The organism is Mesorhizobium sp. NPDC059025, from assembly GCF_042739655.1.
Classification (GTDB): Bacteria; Pseudomonadota; Alphaproteobacteria; order Rhizobiales; family Rhizobiaceae; genus Mesorhizobium.
Window position 1 is genome coordinate 12,408 of sequence record NZ_JBHYIM010000011.1, and the last position, 21,350, is coordinate 33,757.

At 60.9% G+C, this 21,350-nt stretch carries 14 protein-coding genes; 2 read left to right on the forward strand and 12 right to left on the reverse strand.

The annotated features are described in order from the left end of the window. Window positions 1-20: 20 nt before the first annotated feature. From sctT to ACFWYE_RS23125, 11 genes are all read right to left on the reverse strand, one after another. Window positions 21-836, reverse strand: coding sequence for a type III secretion system export apparatus subunit SctT (gene sctT / locus ACFWYE_RS23075; RefSeq protein WP_379114583.1), 816 nt, complete (start codon window positions 834-836; stop codon window positions 21-23). Window positions 837-845: 9 nt separating this feature from the next. Beyond that, window positions 846-1,115 (reverse strand): EscS/YscS/HrcS family type III secretion system export apparatus protein, encoded by a 270-nt coding sequence (locus ACFWYE_RS23080; RefSeq protein ID WP_379114584.1) that lies wholly within the window; start codon window positions 1,113-1,115, stop codon window positions 846-848. Window positions 1,116-1,129: 14 nt separating this feature from the next. Further along, complete coding sequence (sctR, locus tag ACFWYE_RS23085) at window positions 1,130-1,783, reverse strand: type III secretion system export apparatus subunit SctR (protein ID WP_129415330.1); 654 nt, start codon at window positions 1,781-1,783, stop codon at window positions 1,130-1,132. Continuing rightward, complete coding sequence (locus ACFWYE_RS23090) at window positions 1,776-2,738, reverse strand: FliM/FliN family flagellar motor switch protein (RefSeq protein ID WP_379114586.1); 963 nt, start codon at window positions 2,736-2,738, stop codon at window positions 1,776-1,778. The genes sctR and ACFWYE_RS23090 overlap by 8 nt, the downstream gene beginning before the upstream one ends. Before the next feature lie 155 nt (window positions 2,739-2,893). Further along, window positions 2,894-3,379, reverse strand: coding sequence for a hypothetical protein (locus tag ACFWYE_RS23095; protein WP_379114588.1), 486 nt, complete (start codon window positions 3,377-3,379; stop codon window positions 2,894-2,896). After that, complete coding sequence (locus tag ACFWYE_RS23100; protein ID WP_379114765.1) at window positions 3,372-4,670, reverse strand: FliI/YscN family ATPase; 1,299 nt, start codon at window positions 4,668-4,670, stop codon at window positions 3,372-3,374. The genes ACFWYE_RS23095 and ACFWYE_RS23100 overlap by 8 nt, the downstream gene beginning before the upstream one ends. Before the next feature lie 41 nt (window positions 4,671-4,711). Further along, window positions 4,712-5,365: a type III secretion system stator protein SctL gene (gene sctL / locus ACFWYE_RS23105; protein ID WP_379114766.1), complete on the reverse strand. Its 654-nt coding sequence runs from the start codon at window positions 5,363-5,365 to the stop codon at window positions 4,712-4,714. Next, complete coding sequence (locus ACFWYE_RS23110) at window positions 5,334-5,957, reverse strand: SctK family type III secretion system sorting platform protein (protein WP_379114590.1); 624 nt, start codon at window positions 5,955-5,957, stop codon at window positions 5,334-5,336. Before ACFWYE_RS23110 ends, sctL begins: the two co-directional genes overlap by 32 nt. Continuing rightward, window positions 5,954-6,775, reverse strand: coding sequence for a type III secretion system inner membrane ring lipoprotein SctJ (gene sctJ, locus ACFWYE_RS23115; protein WP_379114592.1), 822 nt, complete (start codon window positions 6,773-6,775; stop codon window positions 5,954-5,956). Before sctJ ends, ACFWYE_RS23110 begins: the two co-directional genes overlap by 4 nt. A gap of 23 nt (window positions 6,776-6,798) precedes the next feature. Continuing rightward, a complete protein-coding gene (locus ACFWYE_RS23120; RefSeq protein WP_379114594.1) occupies window positions 6,799-7,419 on the reverse strand; it encodes a hypothetical protein in 621 nt (206 codons plus the stop codon). Further along, window positions 7,419-7,994: a type III secretion protein gene (locus tag ACFWYE_RS23125; RefSeq protein WP_379114596.1), complete on the reverse strand. Its 576-nt coding sequence runs from the start codon at window positions 7,992-7,994 to the stop codon at window positions 7,419-7,421. Before ACFWYE_RS23125 ends, ACFWYE_RS23120 begins: the two co-directional genes overlap by 1 nt. A 289-nt stretch (window positions 7,995-8,283) precedes the next feature. Here ACFWYE_RS23125 and ACFWYE_RS23130 point away from each other — a divergent pair, with 289 nt between their 5' ends. Together ACFWYE_RS23130 and ACFWYE_RS23135 are read left to right on the forward strand one after the other, a co-directional pair. Then, complete coding sequence (locus ACFWYE_RS23130; RefSeq protein WP_379114598.1) at window positions 8,284-8,934, forward strand: L,D-transpeptidase; 651 nt, start codon at window positions 8,284-8,286, stop codon at window positions 8,932-8,934. Window positions 8,935-8,982: 48 nt separating this feature from the next. After that, the gene (locus ACFWYE_RS23135; RefSeq protein WP_129415337.1) at window positions 8,983-9,906 is read left to right on the forward strand and encodes a LysR family transcriptional regulator; all 924 of its coding nucleotides are present in this window, start codon (window positions 8,983-8,985) and stop codon (window positions 9,904-9,906) included. 13 nt (window positions 9,907-9,919) lie between these two features. Here the strand turns inward: ACFWYE_RS23135 and ACFWYE_RS23140 are convergent, their stop codons facing one another. After that, window positions 9,920-21,277 carry a LysM peptidoglycan-binding domain-containing protein gene (locus ACFWYE_RS23140; RefSeq protein ID WP_379114599.1) on the reverse strand — a complete coding sequence of 3,786 codons (11,358 nt, stop codon included), beginning with the start codon at window positions 21,275-21,277 and terminating at the stop codon, window positions 9,920-9,922. Window positions 21,278-21,350: the final 73 nt, after the last annotated feature.

Genomic DNA, 21,350 nt, shown 5'->3' on the forward strand with positions numbered 1-21,350 from the left:
TATTAGCCGACAAATCTTATTCATGGACATTCCGTGCAGCTGAGCAGCTTGATCTGCCGTATGGCTTCGTGCAGGTAGCCAAGATCGCGGCTCATATAGGACAGAAGAAATGCCGCGTAGAGAACGAAGACGAGGCTGAACACCAGTGTCTTCACGATCAACGACAGGCTGAAGACATTGAAATGCGGTGAGGCACGCGCCAGAAATGCCAGCACGATGTCGGACAGCAACATGCTGACGATCAGCGGAAAAACCAGGATCAGCGCCATTTTAAGCAGCTGATTCAACAGTTCGAGGAAGATTCCGGCGGCATCTCTGCTGAACACCGGTGTCAGTCTCTCCACGGGCCAAAGCCCGTAGCTGTCGTAGACGGCGTTCAGCGACAACTCCAACCCGCCCGCTGCGAGGTAGACTGCGATCATGACAATGGCGAGCAATGTGCCGGTGGCGCTGGTCTCGTGCGTCATCATCGGGTCGATCAGGGTTCCCATGGATGAACCACGCTGCAGGTCGAGGATATCGCCTGCGGCTTCGGCCGCCCAGAACGGAACGCCCATCGCCAAACCCAGCGCGATGCCGACCATGAGCTCCTTGAGGATGTAGATTACGATCATCGCGCCGGCGATCTGCTGTCCCGCCAACGTGTGCGTGAGCATCGGCAGGATCGGCACCGCCAGAGCCAGCGCAACGCCGTTGCGCAACAACCCCGACAGTGGAACGCGCGAAAAAAGCGGCATCATCAGCATGAAGCCGCCCAGGCGCGCCAGCACGAAGGCTCCGGCAAGAAGGTAGAGCTGCAGGTCCCTGAGCGATGCGAAGAGCGGCTCGACCGGCATGGCGGAACCTCAGCGGGTCGCCGAGGGAAATTCGTCGAATACCGCCGAAGCCTGTTCGGCGATCTGCTGGGCGATCAGCGGGCCGACGATGATGATGACCACAAGGATCACGACCAGCTTGATCGTCTGGGGCAAAGACTGATCCTGGATCTGCGTCAAAGCCTGGGCGAGCCCCACCAGAAGTCCGACCGCCAAGGCTGCGATGATGGCCGGACTGGAGGCGAGCAGTATCGTTATCAGCGCACTCTGGACTTTCGCGAGGATGAAATCGCTGTTCATCGCTACCGCCTGCTTCAGCTGTAACTGAGGATGAGGCCGTGCATCAGGCGCGACCATCCGTCTATGGCGACGAAGAGCAGAAGTTTCAGCGGGATCGAGATCAGCACCGGCGAAACCATGATCATGCCAAGCGTCATCAGGATGTTGGCAACGACGATGTCGATGATCAGGAAGGGAATATAAAGCAGGAATCCGATCTCAAAGGCACGCGTGAGTTCGGAAGCAACGAAGGCGGGAACGAGAATGGAAAGATCATCATCCTTGACGTTCTGGCGCGCCTGCTCGGGCCACAGGCGGGTGGTTCCATCAAGAAAAAACTGGCGCTCGCGCGGGTGCGTAAACTTGATCAGGTGTTGCTGCAGCGGCTGCTTCACGATTTGCGCAGCGCGAGCAAGATCGTCCGTGGTCTGGAACTGCACCTGCCCTTCCTGCAGTCTTGTGCCCATCTCGCTGATTAGCGGCGTGGTGACATAGACCGTCAAAACCAGCGCAATGCCATAAAGCACGAGGTTTGGCGGCATCTGCTGCACGCCGAGAGCGTTGCGGATGAGAAACAGAACCACCGAGATCTTGAGGAACCCGGTCATGGTGACCACGGCAAGCGGCAGCAGCCCGACAAAGCCGACCGCGATCAGAATGCCAAGGAGATTGGGAGAGGCGTCAAGCATTGTCGAACATGCGGGTGATCCGCACGCCAAGGCTTTCGCCGATCCTGACCATCTCACCCTGCCCGACACGCTTGCCATTGGCGACGATGTCCACGGCCTGCCCGGCTCGATCCAGCTGGACGATGGCGCCGGCGGTCAATTTCCGGATGTCGCCAAGCGGCATGGCCTTGCGCCCGATCTCGAAAGCCAGTGCAACAGGCAGATCATCGAGTGTCGTATCGTCCAGCGCATGGCCTGCTGCCCCGGTGTCCTGACCCATCATCCACTCCCATTTCGATCCGGTAATAAGGGCCGGCGCGGCGGTCACCACTGTCCCCGACGCACTTGTGCTGGCAGGCGCGATCAGCCGGTCGCCAATGACGAGCACTGTCGTCGCCTGCTCGGCGAACAACACGACATCTCCGGGTTTCAGCCCTCTCACCTCGCCAAGGCTGCTGGCGAGAACGTCGCACCACAGGCGAACCGGCAAAGGCAACGCGGCCGGAAATTGAGGGACACTGCGGTCTGCTTCGTCCAGCAGCCTGCTCAGCCTTGTAAGCAGCGCGCCGTCATCCAAATGCAGCGTGCACTCCATCAGCTGGTCGCCAATGGACAGAATGAAGCCGAAGGGTCGTGTTTCGGGCGACGACTCTGGCTTTTCGACTGTCGCGAATTCTATGGTCGTCTGCAGCGTGGCTTCGAGATCATCGAGTTCATTGGCAACGGCGGTTTCCAGAAGGAGAGCCGTATGCTGCGGCAAGAGGGTCTCCAGCCTCGCCGTCTTGTCCACCACCGCGAGCAGTTGCTCGGCAAGTGCGATTGGCATGGAAAGGGCGGCGAAATGCTCACCGACGTTCAAGCGCAGCGTAAATGACTGGCCATCGGCCTGCACGACCGGCCACGCCGCCGAGATCTTCGCCTGCTGTCCCGCCAGTGTGACGTCGATGGCGCCGCGGCGCCTGTAAAAAGCGTTCACGGCCGCGAGTTGGTCCTGCGGAACTGTTTCCAGTTCCGGCCGATCAAAGGTCGCCGCATTCTTGAGAGTTCGGCGGGCAGGTTTATGCCGCGTTGCGACCTTCGCTGACGTCAGGGCTCCAGGCATCAAACTGTCCCCTGCTCGGTCATCGAACATCATGGCTTGTGCGGAGCATGCGGAAGCCGCCCTTCATCGTCGAGCAGTTCAGCCGCCGCCGCACGGCGCGGCGCCGTTCGTTTCTCGATCTGATCCGCCAGCTTCTCCAACTTCAACAGAGCTTTCCGGCGCTGCGCGTGCCGGTGCTGCGCTTCCGCCAGTCCGACTTCGCGCTGCTTCTGGACAAGCACCGCAGCCTCGCCCTGCGCCTGGATTTGCCCAGCCCTGGTGAGGGATGCCTCGTAGCGGCTCTGCGCCAAATGAAACTCGGAGGCTTTCACGACCCGGTTGGCCAGTCCGGAAACCGCGGCGTTCTGTTCATCGATGGCGCACTGCAAATGTTCCGCGAGCATCTGTGACGCTGCCTCGACATCGTGTCTCGCTTCGACGACCTTGGCCTGATGTACCGCAACGACCCCATGCGCATGGTCTTCCCGACGCTGCCTGAGTTTTCGCAACTGGGCGATCATCCAATTGCTATTCATCGACGATCTTCCTCATACGCTGGCGTGTCCCCTCCATGCTCTCGCTCTGCTCCGAAGCCTGCTGCAGGAAGGCGTTGATGGCATCGATCTTGCTCATGGCCTCGTCGGCCAAGGTGTCGCCGCCGACCTTGTATTCACCGACCCGTATCAGCAGCTCGATATCGGCGTAGCGCGCCATGAGCTGCCTGAGCCGTGCGGCATCCGCACGATGCTGGCTGGGTGCGACCGTTTCCATAAGGCGGCTGCGGCTGCGCAGAACGTCGATCGCCGGAAAGTGATTTCGCTGCGCCAGTTCGCTGGACAAGAAGATATGGCCGTCCAGCAAGGCCTGCACCTCCTCGGCGACGGGATCGAAGGTTCCATCGCCTTCCAGAAGAACACTGTAGAGACCAGTAATCGAGCCGGCCTTCCCAGGACCGGACCGCTCCAGCAAGCGCGGCAAGGCGGCAAACAGTGACGACGGAAAGCCACGGCGCGTCGGCGGCTCGCCCGACGCCAGTCCGATCTCGCGCTGTGCGCGTGCAAAACGGGTTATGTTGTCCATGGCGAGCAGTACATGCTTGCCCTGGTCGCGGAAATATTCGGCGATCGTCGTGGCGACGTAGGCTGCCTTGACGCGTTCGATCGCGGGGCGATCAGAGGTCGCCACCACAACGACCGAGCGCGCCAATCCGTCTGCTCCGAGCTGTCGCTCGACGAATTCGCGGACCTCTCGTCCACGTTCGCCGACGAGGGCAACGACCGCGACGTCGGCGTCGGTGGCGGTAACAATATTGGACAGGAGAAGCGATTTGCCGACGCCAGGCTCTCCGAAGATACCGACGCGCTGCCCCCTGGCGCAGGTCAGCATCCCATCGATGGCGCGAATGCCAAGCTGGATCGGCTCCGAAATCAGCCCGCGCTGCAGTGGCGATGGCGGATATGCATGAATGGGATAGGCGCCATCCAGTGAAAGGGGTTTGCCGTCCAGTGGTTCGCCGAACGCATCGATGACCCTGCCCAGCAAGCCCGGCCCCACCGGTACCTGTTGGTCCCGCCTGGTGGGTACGACCTCAGTCAAGCCTGACAAGCCGGACAGGTCTCCGAGCGGTACGAGAATGGCGGCTTCCTCGAGAAGCCCGACCACCTCCGCTTTCATGGTTCGGCCGGTTCTTCTGTCCACCAGCTCGCAGATCTCGCCAATCCTGGCTTCCTCGACGCTGGCGTGAATGACAGTGCCGATGACACGGCGGACGCGTCCCTTTTTCGGCCGGCTCGCGTCTTCGCTCAGCCCGGAGCGCAAACCTGGCATGATCGAAGCCAGGCGGTTTTCGATGGCTGCACGCTCTCCGGTCACGAAGCCTCCTGTGATCTGGAGGCGATCGCAGCGGCGATTGCTTCGAGCTGTGCTTCGATACCCGCGTCGATCACGGCCATATCGGTCGAAAGAACGCATGCGCCGGGCGCCAAAGTGTCGTCGGCATCGATTTCCAACGACATGCCAAGATCGCTGTCCGCGAGGATGGCACTCAGTTCGTCGCGCATCCGGCTCACATTTTGCGGGTGCACCCGGAACTTCAGATACTTGGCGCGGCGGACTTCAGAAATCGCTTGCCGCGCAGCCTTGGCGACCAACGTGCTGACGTCGAATTGTCCCAGCACGCGGCGCACGACGTCAAGCGCCAGGCCTGCGACCTCCGCCTCAAGGCCTGTCAGGTAACGATCGATTTTGGCCGATGTATCGACAACCAGACGAGCGGCATCGGTTTCGCCCTGTGTCCTGCCGTCCTTGTAGCCCTGTGCGTATTCGGCGGCATATGCACGCTTGGCGGCATCGTTCAGTTTCTGCGCTTCTGCTCTGGCCTGCTCCATAAACGCGTACCCGTCCTGCCAGGCGGTTACTTCGTCTGCACGCAGTATGCGTGCACGCGGCCGGGCCAGTGTTGTCCGGGTAACGTCGGCGCTCGACATCCGGCTACTCCACGGCACGACGCAGGATACGAGCACCAAGCTCCGCAACCTGCCTGGCATCGCCCAAACCCGGCAGACCGTGTGCGAGTTTCAAGCGCACCCGGCTGGCCAGCTGTGGCGGCACGTCCTGCAGCCATGACTCGACGCAACTCAAACCGTCGGCAAATATCCTGCCGCTCAAACCGTCCAGCGGTTCCAGCGACTTGGCCGGACCGGAAATATCCCGGTTCGCAACGGCAGAAGCGCAAAGCTCGGGACCAAGAGCGGCCTGGATGGCACTGGCCTGACGCCCGTCGATGATTGCGGCAAGGCTGTTTGCCCAATAGATGGCACCGGCGCGCAAGGCCAATCGTTCGATCTCGTCGCCCGACAAGAGAGCGATCTGTTGATCAACCTGTTCGGGCAGTCGGGCGAGCCCCCGAGCCGCCAATCCATGACGCTCGGCCAGGAGTTTCGAAAGCCGCGGCTGCAAGCGTGGCGTTTCCAGCATTCGCTCGCAAGCCTCGAAGCCGATCTGGCCATCGAAACAATCGGAGAGCCACCCGGCATCGGCGTAGCCGGCGGGATTCGACCAGAATTCCTGCCAGTCCGGACTGACGGCTTCCTCACGCCCGGCCAACTGCGTCATGCCTTCTTGGCCGGCACCGCCGGCACATCGAGTGCATAGACGCTGGGGCGCCGATACCAGCGTATGTAGGCCAGCCACCCCGCAAGAGCCGCGATGATGGCGATCATTCCATAGAACAGCCACTGTGCCGTTGCGACGCTGTCGGGGTGGAGCCAAAGTCCCAGGAACGATGTAAAACCAACCTCGCCTGTCGGCGGTTCCACAGTCGCCGCCACCGGCACAAGCGTCACCGACACATTGTCATAGGTCAGTCCTGCAACCCCCTTGGCCACGAGCATCTTCACCTGCGGGATCAGTTCGTTCATCGGAACGGAAGCACGGTGGCGGATGAAGACCGATGCCGATGACGGTACCAGCCCCTGTTTCAGCGGGTCGTTTTCGGGCAGCACCAGATGAACCCGCGCCGACAGCACGCCGTCGATTTCGGATATCGTGCGCGACAGCTCCTGGCTCAGACCATAAATCATGGTCGCCCGCTCTTCGGCCGGCGACGAGACGATGCCGCTGCGCTTGAAAACATCGCCAAGCGTCTGGAACTCCTGCTTGGGTAAACCGCTTTCGTCGAGGATCGCCATCGCTTCGGCAAAACGGTCCTTGTCGACGAAGACTGTCATTTTTCCGTCTTTGGCGGCCTCGCGCTGAGCGGGAATGCCGTGACGGATCAGGGTGGCGACGATCTCATTCGCCTGCTGCTGGTTGAGACCGGAATAGAGTTCGACGGAACAGGCCTGCAGAACGAGCATGACCGATACGGCCAGAGCCGCGCGCAGCCATTTTCGGAAACGGAGCGGCGTAAGCGCGCGCAAAAGTAATATCATCGACTTCCCCACCACGGTCGTGCCTATTGCTGCTTGATGAGGGTGCTCGTCGATGACGTGACTGCAGTTACGCTGCTGGTTACCACTTCAAGGTTGGCAGCAGCCCACATGACCGAGATTGAACGATCAAGAAGCTGTTCCGCATTCTGAGCCGGCGAAACAGCTTCTTCGCCTTCCGCAGCTGCTGTCCCGCCATATGTGCCATTCGGCCTGGCGTCTGGCTGAACGCCGGCTTTATTGAGGGCGGCCTGCACTTTTTGCATCGTCCCTTCCAAAGACTTCACCGCCGAACCCAGCAGCGCCGATGTATCTGAACCCTGCCCGCCTCCTGATTTTTCGATCTGGGTCAGATATTCGAAGAGTTGATGTTCGCTGGTCGCTTCGACAGGTTCGAGGGTCTGTCGCTGCGCCTTGGTCGATGCCGCAGTCTGCGGCGCATCCTTTGCCACCTGCTGGCCGGCACCGGTCGCGATCCCACCCTGCTCCGGTTTCTTCGCCTTCAGGACCTGTGACTTCGGGTCGGCTGCGTTCGTGCCGTTGCCTGGCTGTGTTGCCGAACCGACGGCTACCTGTTGCTGCAGTGCCATGCCGCTGGACATGTTCGACAGTGCGACCTCGAGCGCTCCAATCGGTGCAACTTGCATCAGCGTGCCTCCTGCCCTTGTTTCGGTTTCTCGGCGGGAACGATCTCCGCCTGCCTGCCCCGGAAAACCCGAACCGAAACAGCTTTTTGTGCGCTTTGTTTCGCGGAGACGCCGAGCGTCTTCCTGACGAGGTCGATGTAGGATGGCGGACCGGCCACCTGAACCACGTCGTCCTGTTGCGACACCTTGAGCGAGAAGCGCGGATCGATGACACCAAGCCTTTTCAGCTTTTCTTCTGCTCCAGCCGCTGCGTTTGCATCGAGCGGGATGGTCTCGTTGCGAACTTCCGCCTCGGTCGCCACATTGAGGACGAGACCGTCAAAGTGCCAGACCAGCCCGTAGCGGCTGCAGAGTTCATCGAGAAATGTCTTGGCGGTGCCAGCTGGCATGGTACCGCTCAAACGTCCCTTAACCTGATCGCTGACCCTCACGGTCACGCCCATGTTGCGTCCCAGCTCGATCAGCGCATCGCGAACCGACTGGTCGACGGTGATGTATTTGTAGGGGCCGTCCGGCCAGCGCGGCTCGGCCGCCTGCACGGCAAAAGTGGAGAAACCGAATACGAAAAGGCCCACGACACCAGCCAGTCTCGAGCAGGTGGCGGTGAGAGAAGACAGTCGATCCGAAGTGCAGGAAGCAAGTCCCGTCAACATTGATCCTACCGAGAAAAGCCGGCTTTCGCCGATCCCGCCCACGCAACATTCACCCGCCGATTCACTCTATCGCGCACATGTTGAAATGGGAAGTCCAATTGGATTGAGATTGTAAAATCAGTTCCAAATGTTGCGCGCGCTCTTGAAAAAGATATGTTGCGCTCCAATCGAGGATCACGGGACGGTGATCGCGAGCAGAGGGGATGTGGCGATGACAATGCGGTTGCGCTTGCCGCTGTTTCTTGTGAGCCTGGTCTTAACGGTCATCTCCGCAGGCGCTCAGACCAATTCCGGTTATGATCCGCGCAGTTGGGCATATGACGAAGCTACCAACGCAGTGATCCCACCTTCCGCAGCGAGTGATACCGATCAACCTGTCGAGAACGAGGGGCCGCCTCCGTCCTGGTCGCCTATTCCCAGGCAGGTCGTGAGCTTCCGCGATGCGCAGCCGACCGGAACGATCATTGTCAGCACAGGCGAGCGGCGGCTTTTTTATGTGCTCGGCAATGGAAAGGCCCTGCGTTATGCCATCGGGGTGGGCAAGGAGGGCTTTGAATGGGCGGGCCGCGACAAGATCTCTGACAAGAAGGAATGGCCGGACTGGCGCCCACCGCAGGAGATGCGCAGACGCGTCGCAGCGGACGGGAAGTCGCTACCGGTTCACGTCGCCGGCGGGCCGAACAATCCTCTCGGTGCAAGAGCGCTCTACATCGGCAACACGCTCTACCGTATCCATGGTACGAACCAACCCTGGACAGTCGGCAAGGCCAACTCCTCGGGGTGCATTCGCCTGACCAATGAAGATGTCATCGATCTCTATGCGCGCGTGCAAATCGGGGCGAACGTTATCGTGAGGCAGTAAGATCGCGACAAAGCACTTTTCAGCAGCAAAGAACGTTTAAAGATTACAATGATCCCATTCAATATCAAACAATTAGAGACATTTCTTCTGGTCGCGGCCTTCGGCTCTTTTCGCAAAGCCGCCGAGCGGCTGAACACCACCCAGCCCGCCGTGTCCACCCGTATCGCCAGCCTTGAGGAAGCGCTCGGGGCAAAGCTTTTCGAGCGCCAGGCCAGTACCGTGCGACTGACCGCGCAGGGTCAACAGCTGCTGCCGTCTGCACAGAGCGTGCTCAAGGTGGCGGAGCGGTTGCAGCTCACGGCCAAATCGCTGTCGGAAACCGCAGGCGTATTGCGGCTCGGCGTCTCTGAAACCATCGTCCACACCTGGCTGCCGGACTTTCTCAAGCAACTGCAGACGCATTGTCCGCTGGTAGACGCCGATATTCTCGTCGATTCATCGGCAACTTTGCGCAGCGAATTGATGACCCACCGCATCGACCTGGCCTTCCTGATGGGACCTGTCTCGGAATATGCGATCGAGAACATTGACATGCCGCCCTTCCCGCTCGTCTGGGTCTGCGCTCCTGACCTGGAATTGCCGAAGGGCCGGAAGTTGACCTTGCAGGAGCTGACGCGTTTTCCGGTCATCAGCTATGCCCGCACCACGCGTCCCTATACCGAGCTCTACCGCAAGTTCAGCCGCGATCTTGAGGAAATGCCGCGCATATTCCCGGCCAATTCGATCGCTGCGGCGCTGAAGATGGCAATGACGGGAATAGGCATCGCCTCACTGCCGCGCGATGTCGTTGTGGAGCATACAATGGCCGGGACCTTGCGCATCGCCGACTGCGACTGGCATCCGTCCGACCTGGAGTTCACCGCGTCCTATTCGTCGGAGCCGTCCAACCCGCTGGCCGAGCAGGCAGCGCAACTGGCGGCATGCACAGCACACTCCTATTCGGTCCGCGCCAGCAGAGCGCGGACCCAATGACGGACGATCACAGTCAACCAACTGCAACGGTCGGCAGATAGATTCGATCGCCGGCGAAGATCAGGTCCGGGCTCACGATGTGATCCATGTTGAGCACCACCGTATCGGCGACGTCGGCCGAGTTGGTCGTGGCAATGAGCCGGATGCTCTCGCCGTTCTTCACCTCGACCCAGCGGTAACCGCTCTGCTCGAGCCTTGGATTGATACGCCCGTCGCCGTTGCTGGCACCATCTTTATGGGGCGTCACGAGATCAGCCGAAACCCAGCCGGAATGCATCTTGCCATCAGGCCCGTAACCTTTGACGGGAAGCCATGCCTTTCCTGAGCTATCGGTCGACGGCTTCGCCGTTTGCTCGACGAAAGTGCCGGGCTGCAGCACGGTAACGACAGTGGCGCCATTGCCAGGCTCCGCGCGCAGGTTCAGGCCGTCATCGGCAAGAACGACAAGTTGCGGGAAGGTTTGCGGCGGTTCTTTCTTCCCCGGGTCAGGCTTGTCCTTGTCATCATCCGGCTGCGTACCGTCGACTCCGGTTTTGTCGTCCGTGTCTTTCGGATCGGGCACCGGTGCAGGTTTGGCTGCCTTCCATGGCTCGCTCAGCAGAGCATCCAGCGAGAAGAGCAGCATGCCGACGCCAAAGGTGATGCCCAAGGTCCACCGGTCCCAGGAGGCCCATTTCTTGTCAGACTTTTCCGCTGCTGCGATGTCGGCCTCGGTGCGCGGAACGGAACGACTGTTGACGCGATCCGTCCGGATCGCCGACGCCCAGAACTCGGCACAGCCAAAGGTGAACATCGCTCCCGCTACGGTCGCGATCGGCGCCGGCCAGGAATTCACCGTATAGACGGCACAGCCCAGCACATACCCCGGACCCGCCAGATATTCGGCCAGATTCCGGATCACCGGGCGGCCGGTGAAGGACTGCAGCATCGACTTGGTGCCGTAGACCATGTTGCCGAGCGTGAAAGTGCTGTTGACGATAAGGTCCTTGCCTTGAACCACGCCCGTCGCAGCGCCCGGCGCCGCGGCGATGAATGTCGCTCCTCCCAGCGCGTTGAGGAACCGCCCGAACGGTTTGTGGGCCGCGGTCGCGTTGGGGAATATGGCCTGCGCTCCGAAAACAAGACCGCGCACCCCGAACGAGACGGCTCCCGCTGTTGCGCTCCAAGTTGGCGGCAGCGTGCTCCACAATGTGTAGGACGTGCCGGCCATGGCGCCGAACGTATCGAGCGCCGCCTGGTATTCCCTGGTTCGGGCGTAGGCCAAGGCACCGTCGACAAGAACGCGCTGATCCGGTGTCATCGACTTCCTGTGAGTCGCCCGGAATGTGGTCAACTGCAGGACCGAGAGCCCGTTGGTCTGGTCGACGCCCATCCACTCGAACTGCTCGAGCGTGAACTTGCGGAACTGGCCGGGGCTCATTTCCTCGAACTGCTTCGGCGTCACCGCCTCGATGTGCGGTTGTGTCAGTGCTTCTGTGTGGTGAATGGTGAAATCGCCCCACTGTTCGCGGGTCAGTGCTGGAATCTGCCTGCCGGTAAGCCACGGCACCTGTTTCGGATCGAACTTTGCCATGTCCAGCGAGCTGATCATGGTCTCGGGAATCGCCGGAACCTGGCGCTCACCGAGATTCTTGAACAATCCGGTTTTGCCCAGACTCTCGAATTGCGGCGACGTGAATTTCGCCACCTGGCCTGGCTTGAACCACGGTATCTGCCGGCCTTCCAAGGTCGAGACGTCCACAAATTCGATCTTGTCTCCCTTTATCGCCTGTACCTGTGGCTCGATCAGGTGACGCGTAAGCCCGGCGCTGCCTAAATCCACGAACTGCTGGCCGGTCATGTTGCCGACCTGACCTTTGGTTACCCATGGGATCTGTTTCGCATCGAGACCCGCGATGTTCAGGAAACCGGTCTTCGACTTCGGAATCCCCCGCAACTGGCTTTTAGTCAGATACGGCAGCAAGCCGGCCTGATCCAGGTCGTGGAACTGCTGTTCGGTGAACTCGGCAACCTGCTCACGCTTCAGCCAGGGAATCTGTGCTGGCTGGAAATCTCCCATGTCGAGATTCCGGACCTGGTCGAGTGGAACCGCCCGCACACCATCTCGGGTGAGCGGTCCATTGCTCGAAGCCGGCTGCCCCTTGTTGGCAGGCGCAGGGGCATGCGGCCGCCCAGCGTGAAGCGGGACCTGCCCTGTCTGTCCAGTCCCGTCTTTCATCAAACGGAAATAGGAGCCGGTCTCGTCGGCGGCACGGGTCACCGTCAAACCCGGAACCCCCGCCACGGCCTCGTTCAGTACATTTTGGTCCCCAACACCCATAAGATGAACCTGGCCACCGGGTTTCAGCCGATCAGACAGGACTTTTAGCGGGACCATTGTCTGATCCGCACTGCCTCCTTGCGGAAGCACATCAGTGCCTACGACAATGCGGTCAAATGCCTTGCCGCTCCGGAGTGCAGAAATGCCGCGGCCGTGTGGAGACAGCGACGTTATGTTGAGATCGCTGGTGTTGCGCAGCACGGGGCCGTCATAGCCAACAGCAAGTACCCGTGCTCCCGGGGCAAGCCCTTCCAGGCCATGTGCCGCCTGATACTGCTGGTATGTCGTATCGGCATAGCGACCATAGAACTGTTCGTAGGTGCCGTCGGACGTGCTTGGGGACTTTGCTCTGTGCAGCGCGGCCATCCTGTCGACGGCTTGTCCGACGCTGATCTCATTCGCCACGTAGCTGGCAAAGGCATCAGCTGCAATCTGGTTCTGTTGATCGCTCAGGAAGGAAGCCGGCTTGCCGCCATTCACAGCAAGCTCGTCGGCGACTGCATACTGGGCGAACATCGCCTTGCCCTCGGGACGCATGTAGGCGTCAACGGCCGCGTCTCTGAAAGCCTGTCCGTTCGCAAAGTTTTCGGGCCGCAGATCGATCGGAACATCGCTTACATGCGACAATTCGTGGGCGAGCATGTCGACGAAATCAGCGAGCACCGTGTCGCCGTCTGCATCGGGTGCACGGAAGGTTTCTGCGTCCACAGAGATCAGGCGCACATCGTCCCTGTACTGCGATCCGATCGCAGTCACGTCGTCACCGGAGTGTGCATCGACGATCCGAAGATCGCTCCGAGCCGGATTGACGATGCGCACACCTTCCGCCTGAGCGCCGCGCAAAAGAGACATCAGCGTTGGCGATCGAGAAATCTGGTCGGCGAGACCGGCCCTGGTCACTTCCTGCATGCCGATATTCTGGGGCAGCACCTCGCCCAGCAGGGTCAGCGCTTCCTGGCGATTTGCCGCGATTTCCGTCCCGCTCAACGGTTTTGCAGAAGGCGTTCCCCATGGCAGTCCAGTGCCTGTGCCTTGTCTAGGCCTTGGACCTGGGGCCGCCGGTGGCTGAACGCCACCCAGCATGGGATCTTCCGACGCACCGCGGATCCAGGGCACGACAACAGGCGCGCCACTGTCGGGGTCGCGAACCAGGATATGCGTCTTGGTTGCGGTTTCAGGAGCATCCGCAGCCAGACGAGGCCCGTCGACCGGCGGTATGTAGACCTGTTCCGGGCCTCTGGGTTCGGTCCCCAGCATGGCAGCGACAATAGCCTCCCCGTCCTTGTCCCTGAGTTCGATGGTTCGAGGCGCTTCTGCTGCCGCCGGCTTGTTGTGACCGAAGATGTTGCCGACGATTCCGGCTTGATCCAGCGCCCCCTGGAGTTCTGGTGACGGCGGCGCATCGAGAAAGACCCAGCGCGGCTGATAGCCTGGGTTCTCGTTGCGCAGGGCCACGTCCTTATTGACCTGCTCCTGCAACTTTGGCGTCAAGGGTACTTCGCGCGCCTGCGCCACACCGTCGGTGGTGATCCAACGATGATATGTTTTGACTTCGATCGCCTCGATCTCGTCCTGGCTTTTGAAGACAGGCGCGTCTACGTAGCGGCCACCTTCACCGGTAACGGGGTGCGGTCCGTTTGGATTGGCGGCAACCGGGAAATGCACTTCCCCCAGCGAACCGTTGAGTTCGCGGGTATAGACTTCGCCGGCCTTCCATTTGTCAGGCTGCCGCATGTTGCGGACCTGCTGCAATGAGAACGTGGTCGGCGGCGCGGCCTCCAGCGCTCTCCTGGCAGGTGCCGCCTCCGCTCCCCTCTCACCGGCTGGTCCAGCTCCGTCGTCGGGCTTTCCTGCGCTACCGGGAACATGGTCCTCCGAAGCGCCGCGCGTCCAGGGCAAGACATAAGCCTCGCCAGTTTCCGGGTCACGGAAGAAGATATGCGACTTGTGCATCAAGCCGGGTTCGTCGCCGCGTGCCTGCGGGCCGTCCGCCTGTGGGACATAGACGCTCTCGGCACTCTTCGGCAGCGGCCCGAAGCGGGTTGCCGTGATAAAGTGGCCGTTCTCGTCCCTGATCTGCATCGGTCCGCTGTTGCGACGACCGACCTGCGAGGAAAGCAGTGTCATGAGTCCGTCGGCAACGTTCTGGCGCATGAAGCCGCCATCGACGATCGACGCACCGAACTCGTTGCGGAACTGCGCTATTGCCGCCAGTTGATCGGGCCGAGCCGTCGTCTCCAGCTTATCGAGGAAGTCTTCAAGGGACTTCTTTCCGCCCTTCGGGATGCCAGTGGCGCCGCCGTCGCGCGAGGGCTCGACGGCGCGTGCGATCCAGGCTGGAACCGACAACTCTTCGCTTTGCCCATCGGCAGTCTTGAACGTTACCTGGGCGGTTTCGTTCTTCGCGATGGAACGAGCAGCGCTGGGCGCTTTCGACTTGTACTGGAACCTGACTTCAGCGCTGTATGCGAATGCTCCCCCAGGCAATGGCGGGGTCGAAAGCGAGGCGGTGTATCGCGTCGCCGGCGTGCCATCCGCCCCATAGAGGTTCTTGTAGATATTGCCGGCGCCCGGCATGTAGCGTGGCTGCGGCGCGCCATCGGGCTGGAAGCGGGCTGGCAGCCATGACTTGACCGTCGACTTCACCTTGTAGGTCAGCGATGTCGCGATCTGATCGGGGTTCGTGCCGAGCACTCCCGGCAATCCATTGCGGTCATTGAAGATGATATCGACCAGCAGCGCCTCGGGATTGAGGACGCGCACCTTCTCACCGGTCAGAAGAACAATGTCGGCGCTTGGCGTCTTGCCGGGAACAGCCGACAGCCGCAATCCGCTGATCGTTGGTTCGTCAGCGTATGAAACGGTGTTGGCAGGGTCTATCTGGCCGGCCTTGGCCAGGTCGCGAATCGACTGGATGCCGTTCCCCTCCCCAACGGCTACGACGAGATCCGCAGCTTGCACGGGATCCTTGACCACGAACTGGACCTTCAGGACAGTCGAGCCGAGACCGGACTGGATCTGGTCGTAAGTCTGTCTGGAGACGATATCGCCCGGCTTGAGCGTGTCCTTGACAGGCAGCTCCGGGCGCATCTCCACGCCCACGCGTGGAAGCGCGTCGACCGCGTCGACATGATTTGCGACGACAGGCAGCCGCAGGCCGGCCTTGGTCTCCGTCATGACGCGATCGAAGGGCAGCGCGCCTTCCAGCCTGACGTGGCCTGCCTTGTTTTCGGCAGGCACGCCAAAGAAATCATGCTGGCCCGGGGCGAGCGTAACCTCTGTTCCCTTGAGCGAAGGGGAATAGGTCATCTCGATGACCGTGCCGTCTCCGTCCGGTGTCTTGCCGACGATGGCGGCATTGAGCGGCCTGGCATCATAGCCGGCCGTATCGTTGAAGATGCCTTCGCTCGCCTTCCGCGACAGATCGCTGGCGCGGACCGGCAGAGCCGTTTGCTCGGAAACCGGCCAGACCCCCGCCTGAAGCGCGGTGATGTTCCGGTATTCACGAGCGCGATAGGAAACGACGCCCTGCGTGCTCAACGCATCCTTGAAGGGCGTGATGCTGTGCTGACTGAAACTGTCGACGATCGACCACCCGATGGCGCCGAAATCCGTCTTGGTTCCAACTCCAAAACCGACCGCCGCGATGGTCGGGGAGCCGATGCCGAAGGCTTGCCCGGTGTTCAGGCGCACCCGGAATGTCATACCGACACGAAGATCCGGGAGATTCTCGCGCAGTGGCGTACGTGCCAACTGAACACCATCCGGCCCGTAGCGTTCCGCCATTTCGCGGCTCGAATAATAGCTCTTCTCCGTCTCATAACGTTGCAGCAACTGCTCATTGGTCAGGCCATCGAGATAGGCCGATGGCGTGCGCTCGTCCTTGCCGCTGGTGTAGGTGTAACCGCTGGTGTCCCTTTCCGGCATGCCGCTGAAGGTGCGCGTTGTCGGGTCCCAGACCAGATGCACGGGATCATCTGCCGTAACCGGCCTGTCCGGTACGATGATCGGGTCACTGTCGGCAGGCTTGCCGGCATTTACCTTCACAGGGTTGCCACCCGCGCGAGTGGACGTCACGTCAGGAGATTGTCCATCGCCCGACGGATCACCCTTGCCACCTGTCGGCGATGTTTGCTCTGGTCCATTGCCGGCCGGCAGAGCGCGCGGTCCTGTCGGATTGGTACCTCCCGGCGTGCCTTCAGGACTGTTTCGAGTGCCGAAGTTGGTCCCCGATCCGCTGGGCTCTTCGCCAATCACCTCGCCCTGGATGACAATTTCATCCGGGCTCGGCATGACATATTTACCTGTCGGCCGGTAAACTCCATCGGAACCAGCCTCATAGATGTGGCGCGGCCGCGGCTCGGAGCCTGCCTCACCCGCGGGCGGCGGAGGCGGAGTATCGGTTGGTGGTACATCGCCGGACGAAGGGCCGTCGCCGCCACGGGAACCTGACGCTCCCGGCATGTTGTGCACCAGCCCGCGCCCACCGAGGCCTGTACCAACGGCACCTGTCCCTATGCCCATGATGGCATTGGCGAGTTCTGCAAACGACATTTCACCGCCGTGCAGTGCCAGGTCCTCAGCGGACCGCATCAGGATCGGTACGCCGGTGGCAAGGCCGGCCGCATCGAGCCCCCAGGCGGCGTTGTTGAGCCTGCCGCCGCTCTGCATAACGCTGCTTACCTCGCCGGCGTAGGACGACTGGGATATATTCACCTTGAATTTGCCGATGCCCCAGCTGGCGTCGGCCATGCGCGTCATGCCAAAGCCACCCTTGAAAGCCTGGAACGTGGACAAGGATGCGCCCGACTTTGCCAGGCCGATTGTTCTTAATGAACCTGCACCGACCGGCAGGAATGAAACGACGCCTGTCGCGATGTTCCAGGCAGACTGGCTGTCGAACTCGCCACCCTGCAGCAGGTGTTCGCCTTCCTTGTACAAGGTCTTGCCGCCGAGGGCCGCGCCGGAAGCGAGTGCGATCGGAATTGCCCACTGCCCGCCAGGAATGAAGGACACGATGGTCGCGGCGCCTGCCACAATGCCAAGGCCGATGTCAGTGGCCTTGTCCCAGAAGTCAACCTTGCGCCCGTCGGCAACCTCCAACTCGTCGAGCGTGAACTTTCCGTCGGCCCCGAGCGACATGTCGCCGCCCTTTGCCATTACCAGCTTGCCCTTGTCGCTGAAGATGCGGTTCTCGTGCTGGAATTCGTCGAAGCTGCCGTAATATTTTCCGGAACTATCGACGTAGCCAACCTCCTTGCCGCCACCATCCTTGATGGCAAACAGCGCTGTCATGGACTCCATGCCGCCATCCAGCGAGAAGATCGGAACGATCTTCACCTGGGCGTTGTCGCCGGCTCGGTCACGAATTTCATCTGTAACGTTTTCGACACCCTCGCTCGAAGGGTCGAGGCCGAGCGTCTTGGCAACGGCATCGGTGAGTTCGCCAGCTTTGTACTGCTTGTATTCGCCGGTGAAGCCGTTGTCGTAGAGATTCTCGAACTGGACCTGGTATCCAGCCAGCGCCTTGTCTCTATGCTCCTGGAAATATTCGTTCTTGAGTTCCGATTCACGTGTCCCCATGCCACTGTCATCCAGAAGCTTGGGATGACCGGCCGAGAAGCTATACCAGTCGCGTGCCGCCACCATCGCAGGTCGTGACTCGGTCTCCCACTTCTGCAGCTGGTTCTTTTCATCCTCGGCCCTGCCGCGATCGATTTCAGCGGCGGCGACCTCAGGATGAACCCAGAGCTTCTGGCCATTCATCTCGATCTGGACAGCCTTGCCACTGTCACCGATCGCACTCGGCCCCTGCTTTCCGTAGGCTGCGGCAACTTCCGGCGCGACCCAAACGTCACGTCCGTTGACCGTGATCTTCACCGGTTGCTCACCAGGCTTCAGTGTGCCCGCCGGTGCTTCGATGGTGCCGGCACCGTGGTCGGTGATCGCCTTGTCGAGAGCCGTATTCGCATTGATGAGTTTGGTCTTGGCATCTTTCAATCCGGCATCGAGCTGGCCGACCTGCGTGCCGATGATCTTGGATTTGGCCGCCTCCAGCGCCGATATCGAGCCCGTGCCGCCCGGTGTGCAAACCGGTGCCGAGGTCGGCGTGCTCCGCGTCGACGACATCACCTCCTGCCACTGCTTGTTCAGGGAATTGTTGCGGAAGTCGTCCCTGATGCCCTTATTGTTGAGATCGTAAGTGAGCTGAACCTTCAGAACGTTGGTGTCGTTGTTGTGTTCATCCAGGAAGTTGTCGTTCTCGTAGGTGTTGACCATGTAGAGCTGGCCATTTTCCTCGATGAATTCCTGTTTCAGGAGCTTGCCGGTGTAGTCACCTTCACCGTTGGTGTATCCTTTCTCGTCGAAATGATGCGGATTCCTCTGCTTGGCCTGCGCGATGATCTGCTGTTTGATCGGTTCGACGCGGACTGCCAGATCCATGGCTTCCTTTTGCGCAACGCCGTACTGCGCATAGGCTTCAGCCAGCGCCACCTGGTTGCCTGCCGCCTTTTGCAACGTTTTCAAACCTTCGAGCCGGTCCGTTAGCGCCTTGTGCTCCGGGCTTCCCGGTTTGGCATCTGTCAGTTTCAGCTCCAGTTCGGTCGCGCTGACCATCTGGTCGACGGTTGCCTTGTTGCCATTGGCGGTATGCAAGCTTGACTGTATGAAAAGATTGGAGACTTCCGAGTGCTTGGCTTTGGCGTCTAGATTGATCTCCATGTTGCTCGGCCCGCCCGACTGGCCGGCCGCTGGCTTGCTCGGATCGCTGATGGCCGGCAGAGTCGCCTGCTTGCCAATCGCCGCAAGAAGATCCTTCTCGCCTTGCGCGTACTCGACTCTGGCCGTCGTGGCCTTTTCAAGCGCGTCGTTAGCGAGGGTCAGTCGCTCCTGCGCCTCGGCAAGCGTGCCTTTCGGGGTCGGTGCTTTCCATTCCAGGCCGTAAGGCGCCAATGCCTTGTCGAGTGTCGACTTGGCGACGGTCATCGCTCCCTTGTAAGCCGGGTCGAGGGCGTAGACGTCGAGCTGCGCCTGGCTTTGCACGGGCTTGGCCTGGGCCTCGCCGAGGCGCGCAACGGCCGCATTCTCTGCGGCGATCGCCTTGGCCACTTCCGGATCGAACCATTGCCAGCTTCCGTCCACCATGAGCGGCACCCACTTGCCGCCGGATTTGGTGGACTCCTTCGGTGGTACGCCGAATGGGCCAACTGTCGTGGTGGAACCATCGAGCTGTGGCGTTGCGGGTTTACCCCCGCCATATGTCGTGATCGCGTCCTTTACCGCCTGCTGTTTGTTCGTGACGTCTTGGAGCAGCTCGGGACTTGCCCCACCGAGGATGCCTTCCAGAGTGGTTTTGAGAACCGTATCCGACTTGGCAGTTTCCGGATCGTTGCTCGTCGGGTTGATTGACAAGAGCAGCGTCGCCAGCGCCTCCTGTGCCGTACCAGCCTTGATATCGAGATCCGTGCCCGTGGTGTTGTTGTGCAGCGTTATCTTGCCATCAGGCTTGGTGGTCAGCGTATAGCCGTTGGCCGTGATCTCCACGGTCGTGCGGGTTCCGTTCTCGATCCTGACCTTTTCGCCGGGATGAATGAGGTTCGGATCGCGGGGGTTGTCGAAAAGCTCCGGGTTGGTCTTCCTCAGCTCATCAAGCGTCACACCGTGCTGCTGCGCGATGAGAGTGAGGTTGTCTCCCGGTTTAACTTCGTAATCTATCGGCTTTCCATCGTTGATCTTTTCGGTGGTCGTCTTGGTGACGCGGCCATCCTTGTCGGTGACGATCTTGATCTCGGTGCCGGACTTCGGATCGACGATGGACGTGGTGGCCTCACCTGTCTTGGTGTTGCGGGTGGTGTTCGTCGTCTTGCCGTTGCCGTCCTCGGACGCCGTGGTTTCGGTATCGCCCTTCGTGGTCACTACCGTGCGCGTATCGTGCTGATAGTCGTAATAATAGGCCGTCTTGTCGCCGGTATGCGGATCGACCAGTTCGACCGACTGCACGTCGCCATTGTCACTCTTCGGATCCCCGGCCTTGACCTGGTAACCGGCCCCTTGCAGCTCGGCGATCACCTGCTCTTTGGTAAGGCCCCGCTCCCTGGCAATCTGGACGATGCTCTTGCCCGCGGCAAGATCGTCCTGAATGCCTTTCGTCGTTGCCCCTCCGGGATCCTGGGTCGGCGCAAGCACGGTCTTCTTTCCGTCCGGTCCGGTCACGGTGGTGACCGGAAGAGCCGGCCCGCCCTTCGGCGTCACCGTTTCAACCGACGCTCCGTTCGGCATCGAGGTCCGCTCTGTTATGGTGCCGGAGCCAAGATCGTCCTCGTAGCGGGTGGTGATGGCTCCCGTTTCGGAATCGTGGCTGCTGGTCTGCTTGCGCCCGAGACCATCTCGAAGAGGTGTCTCGGTGGGGGCAGCCGATCCGTCCTGCACGGCCGCATAGTAGGTGTCATGCTGGTAGTCGTAGTAGAGCGTGACGGTCTTCTGGTTCTTCGGGTCGCTGGTATCCTTGATAACCGTCGTCCGAACATCGCCGTTGTTGCTCGTCGGATCGGTGACGGTGACCTCCAGGTTGTTGCCCGCCCTGATCGCCGCGAGCACCTGTTCGTTGGTCATCCCTCGTTCCGAGGCGATCTTTTCTATGCTTTTGCCCTTCCTCACATCATCCACGATGCCATGGGCCGTCGCGTCTGCAGCGGGATCCTTTTCAGGTGTGCCGGTGTTCAGCTTGACCGGAGCAAAGGCCAGGGTCGTTGGTTGAGTGTAAAGCGCCGGCTGAACGCCCGTGCCATTGGCTGGCGCCCCAGCGTTGACGGGAACGCTCGCGTTGACAGGCGTGGCAGGGGGCAGCTGGAGGGCGTCAAGCTTGCCTGTGACCTGGGTAAGCTCCTGACGCGCCGTCGCTGCCCACTCGCGCTCACCCATCTTGTTGGCAAGCCGGATCTGTTCCCTGAGCTGGGCAGCCTGGGCTTCCAGTTGCGCGATTTGCGCAGCATTGGCTTTAGGGTCGACCTTGGGCGTGGGGTTCAGCTTCGGCAATATCGGACGAACCACGTGAACGACCTCCGCAATGTGCTCCGCCCCAAGGGGCAGGCGGAAGGTCGTCCGACAGGCACCCCGAAAGGGT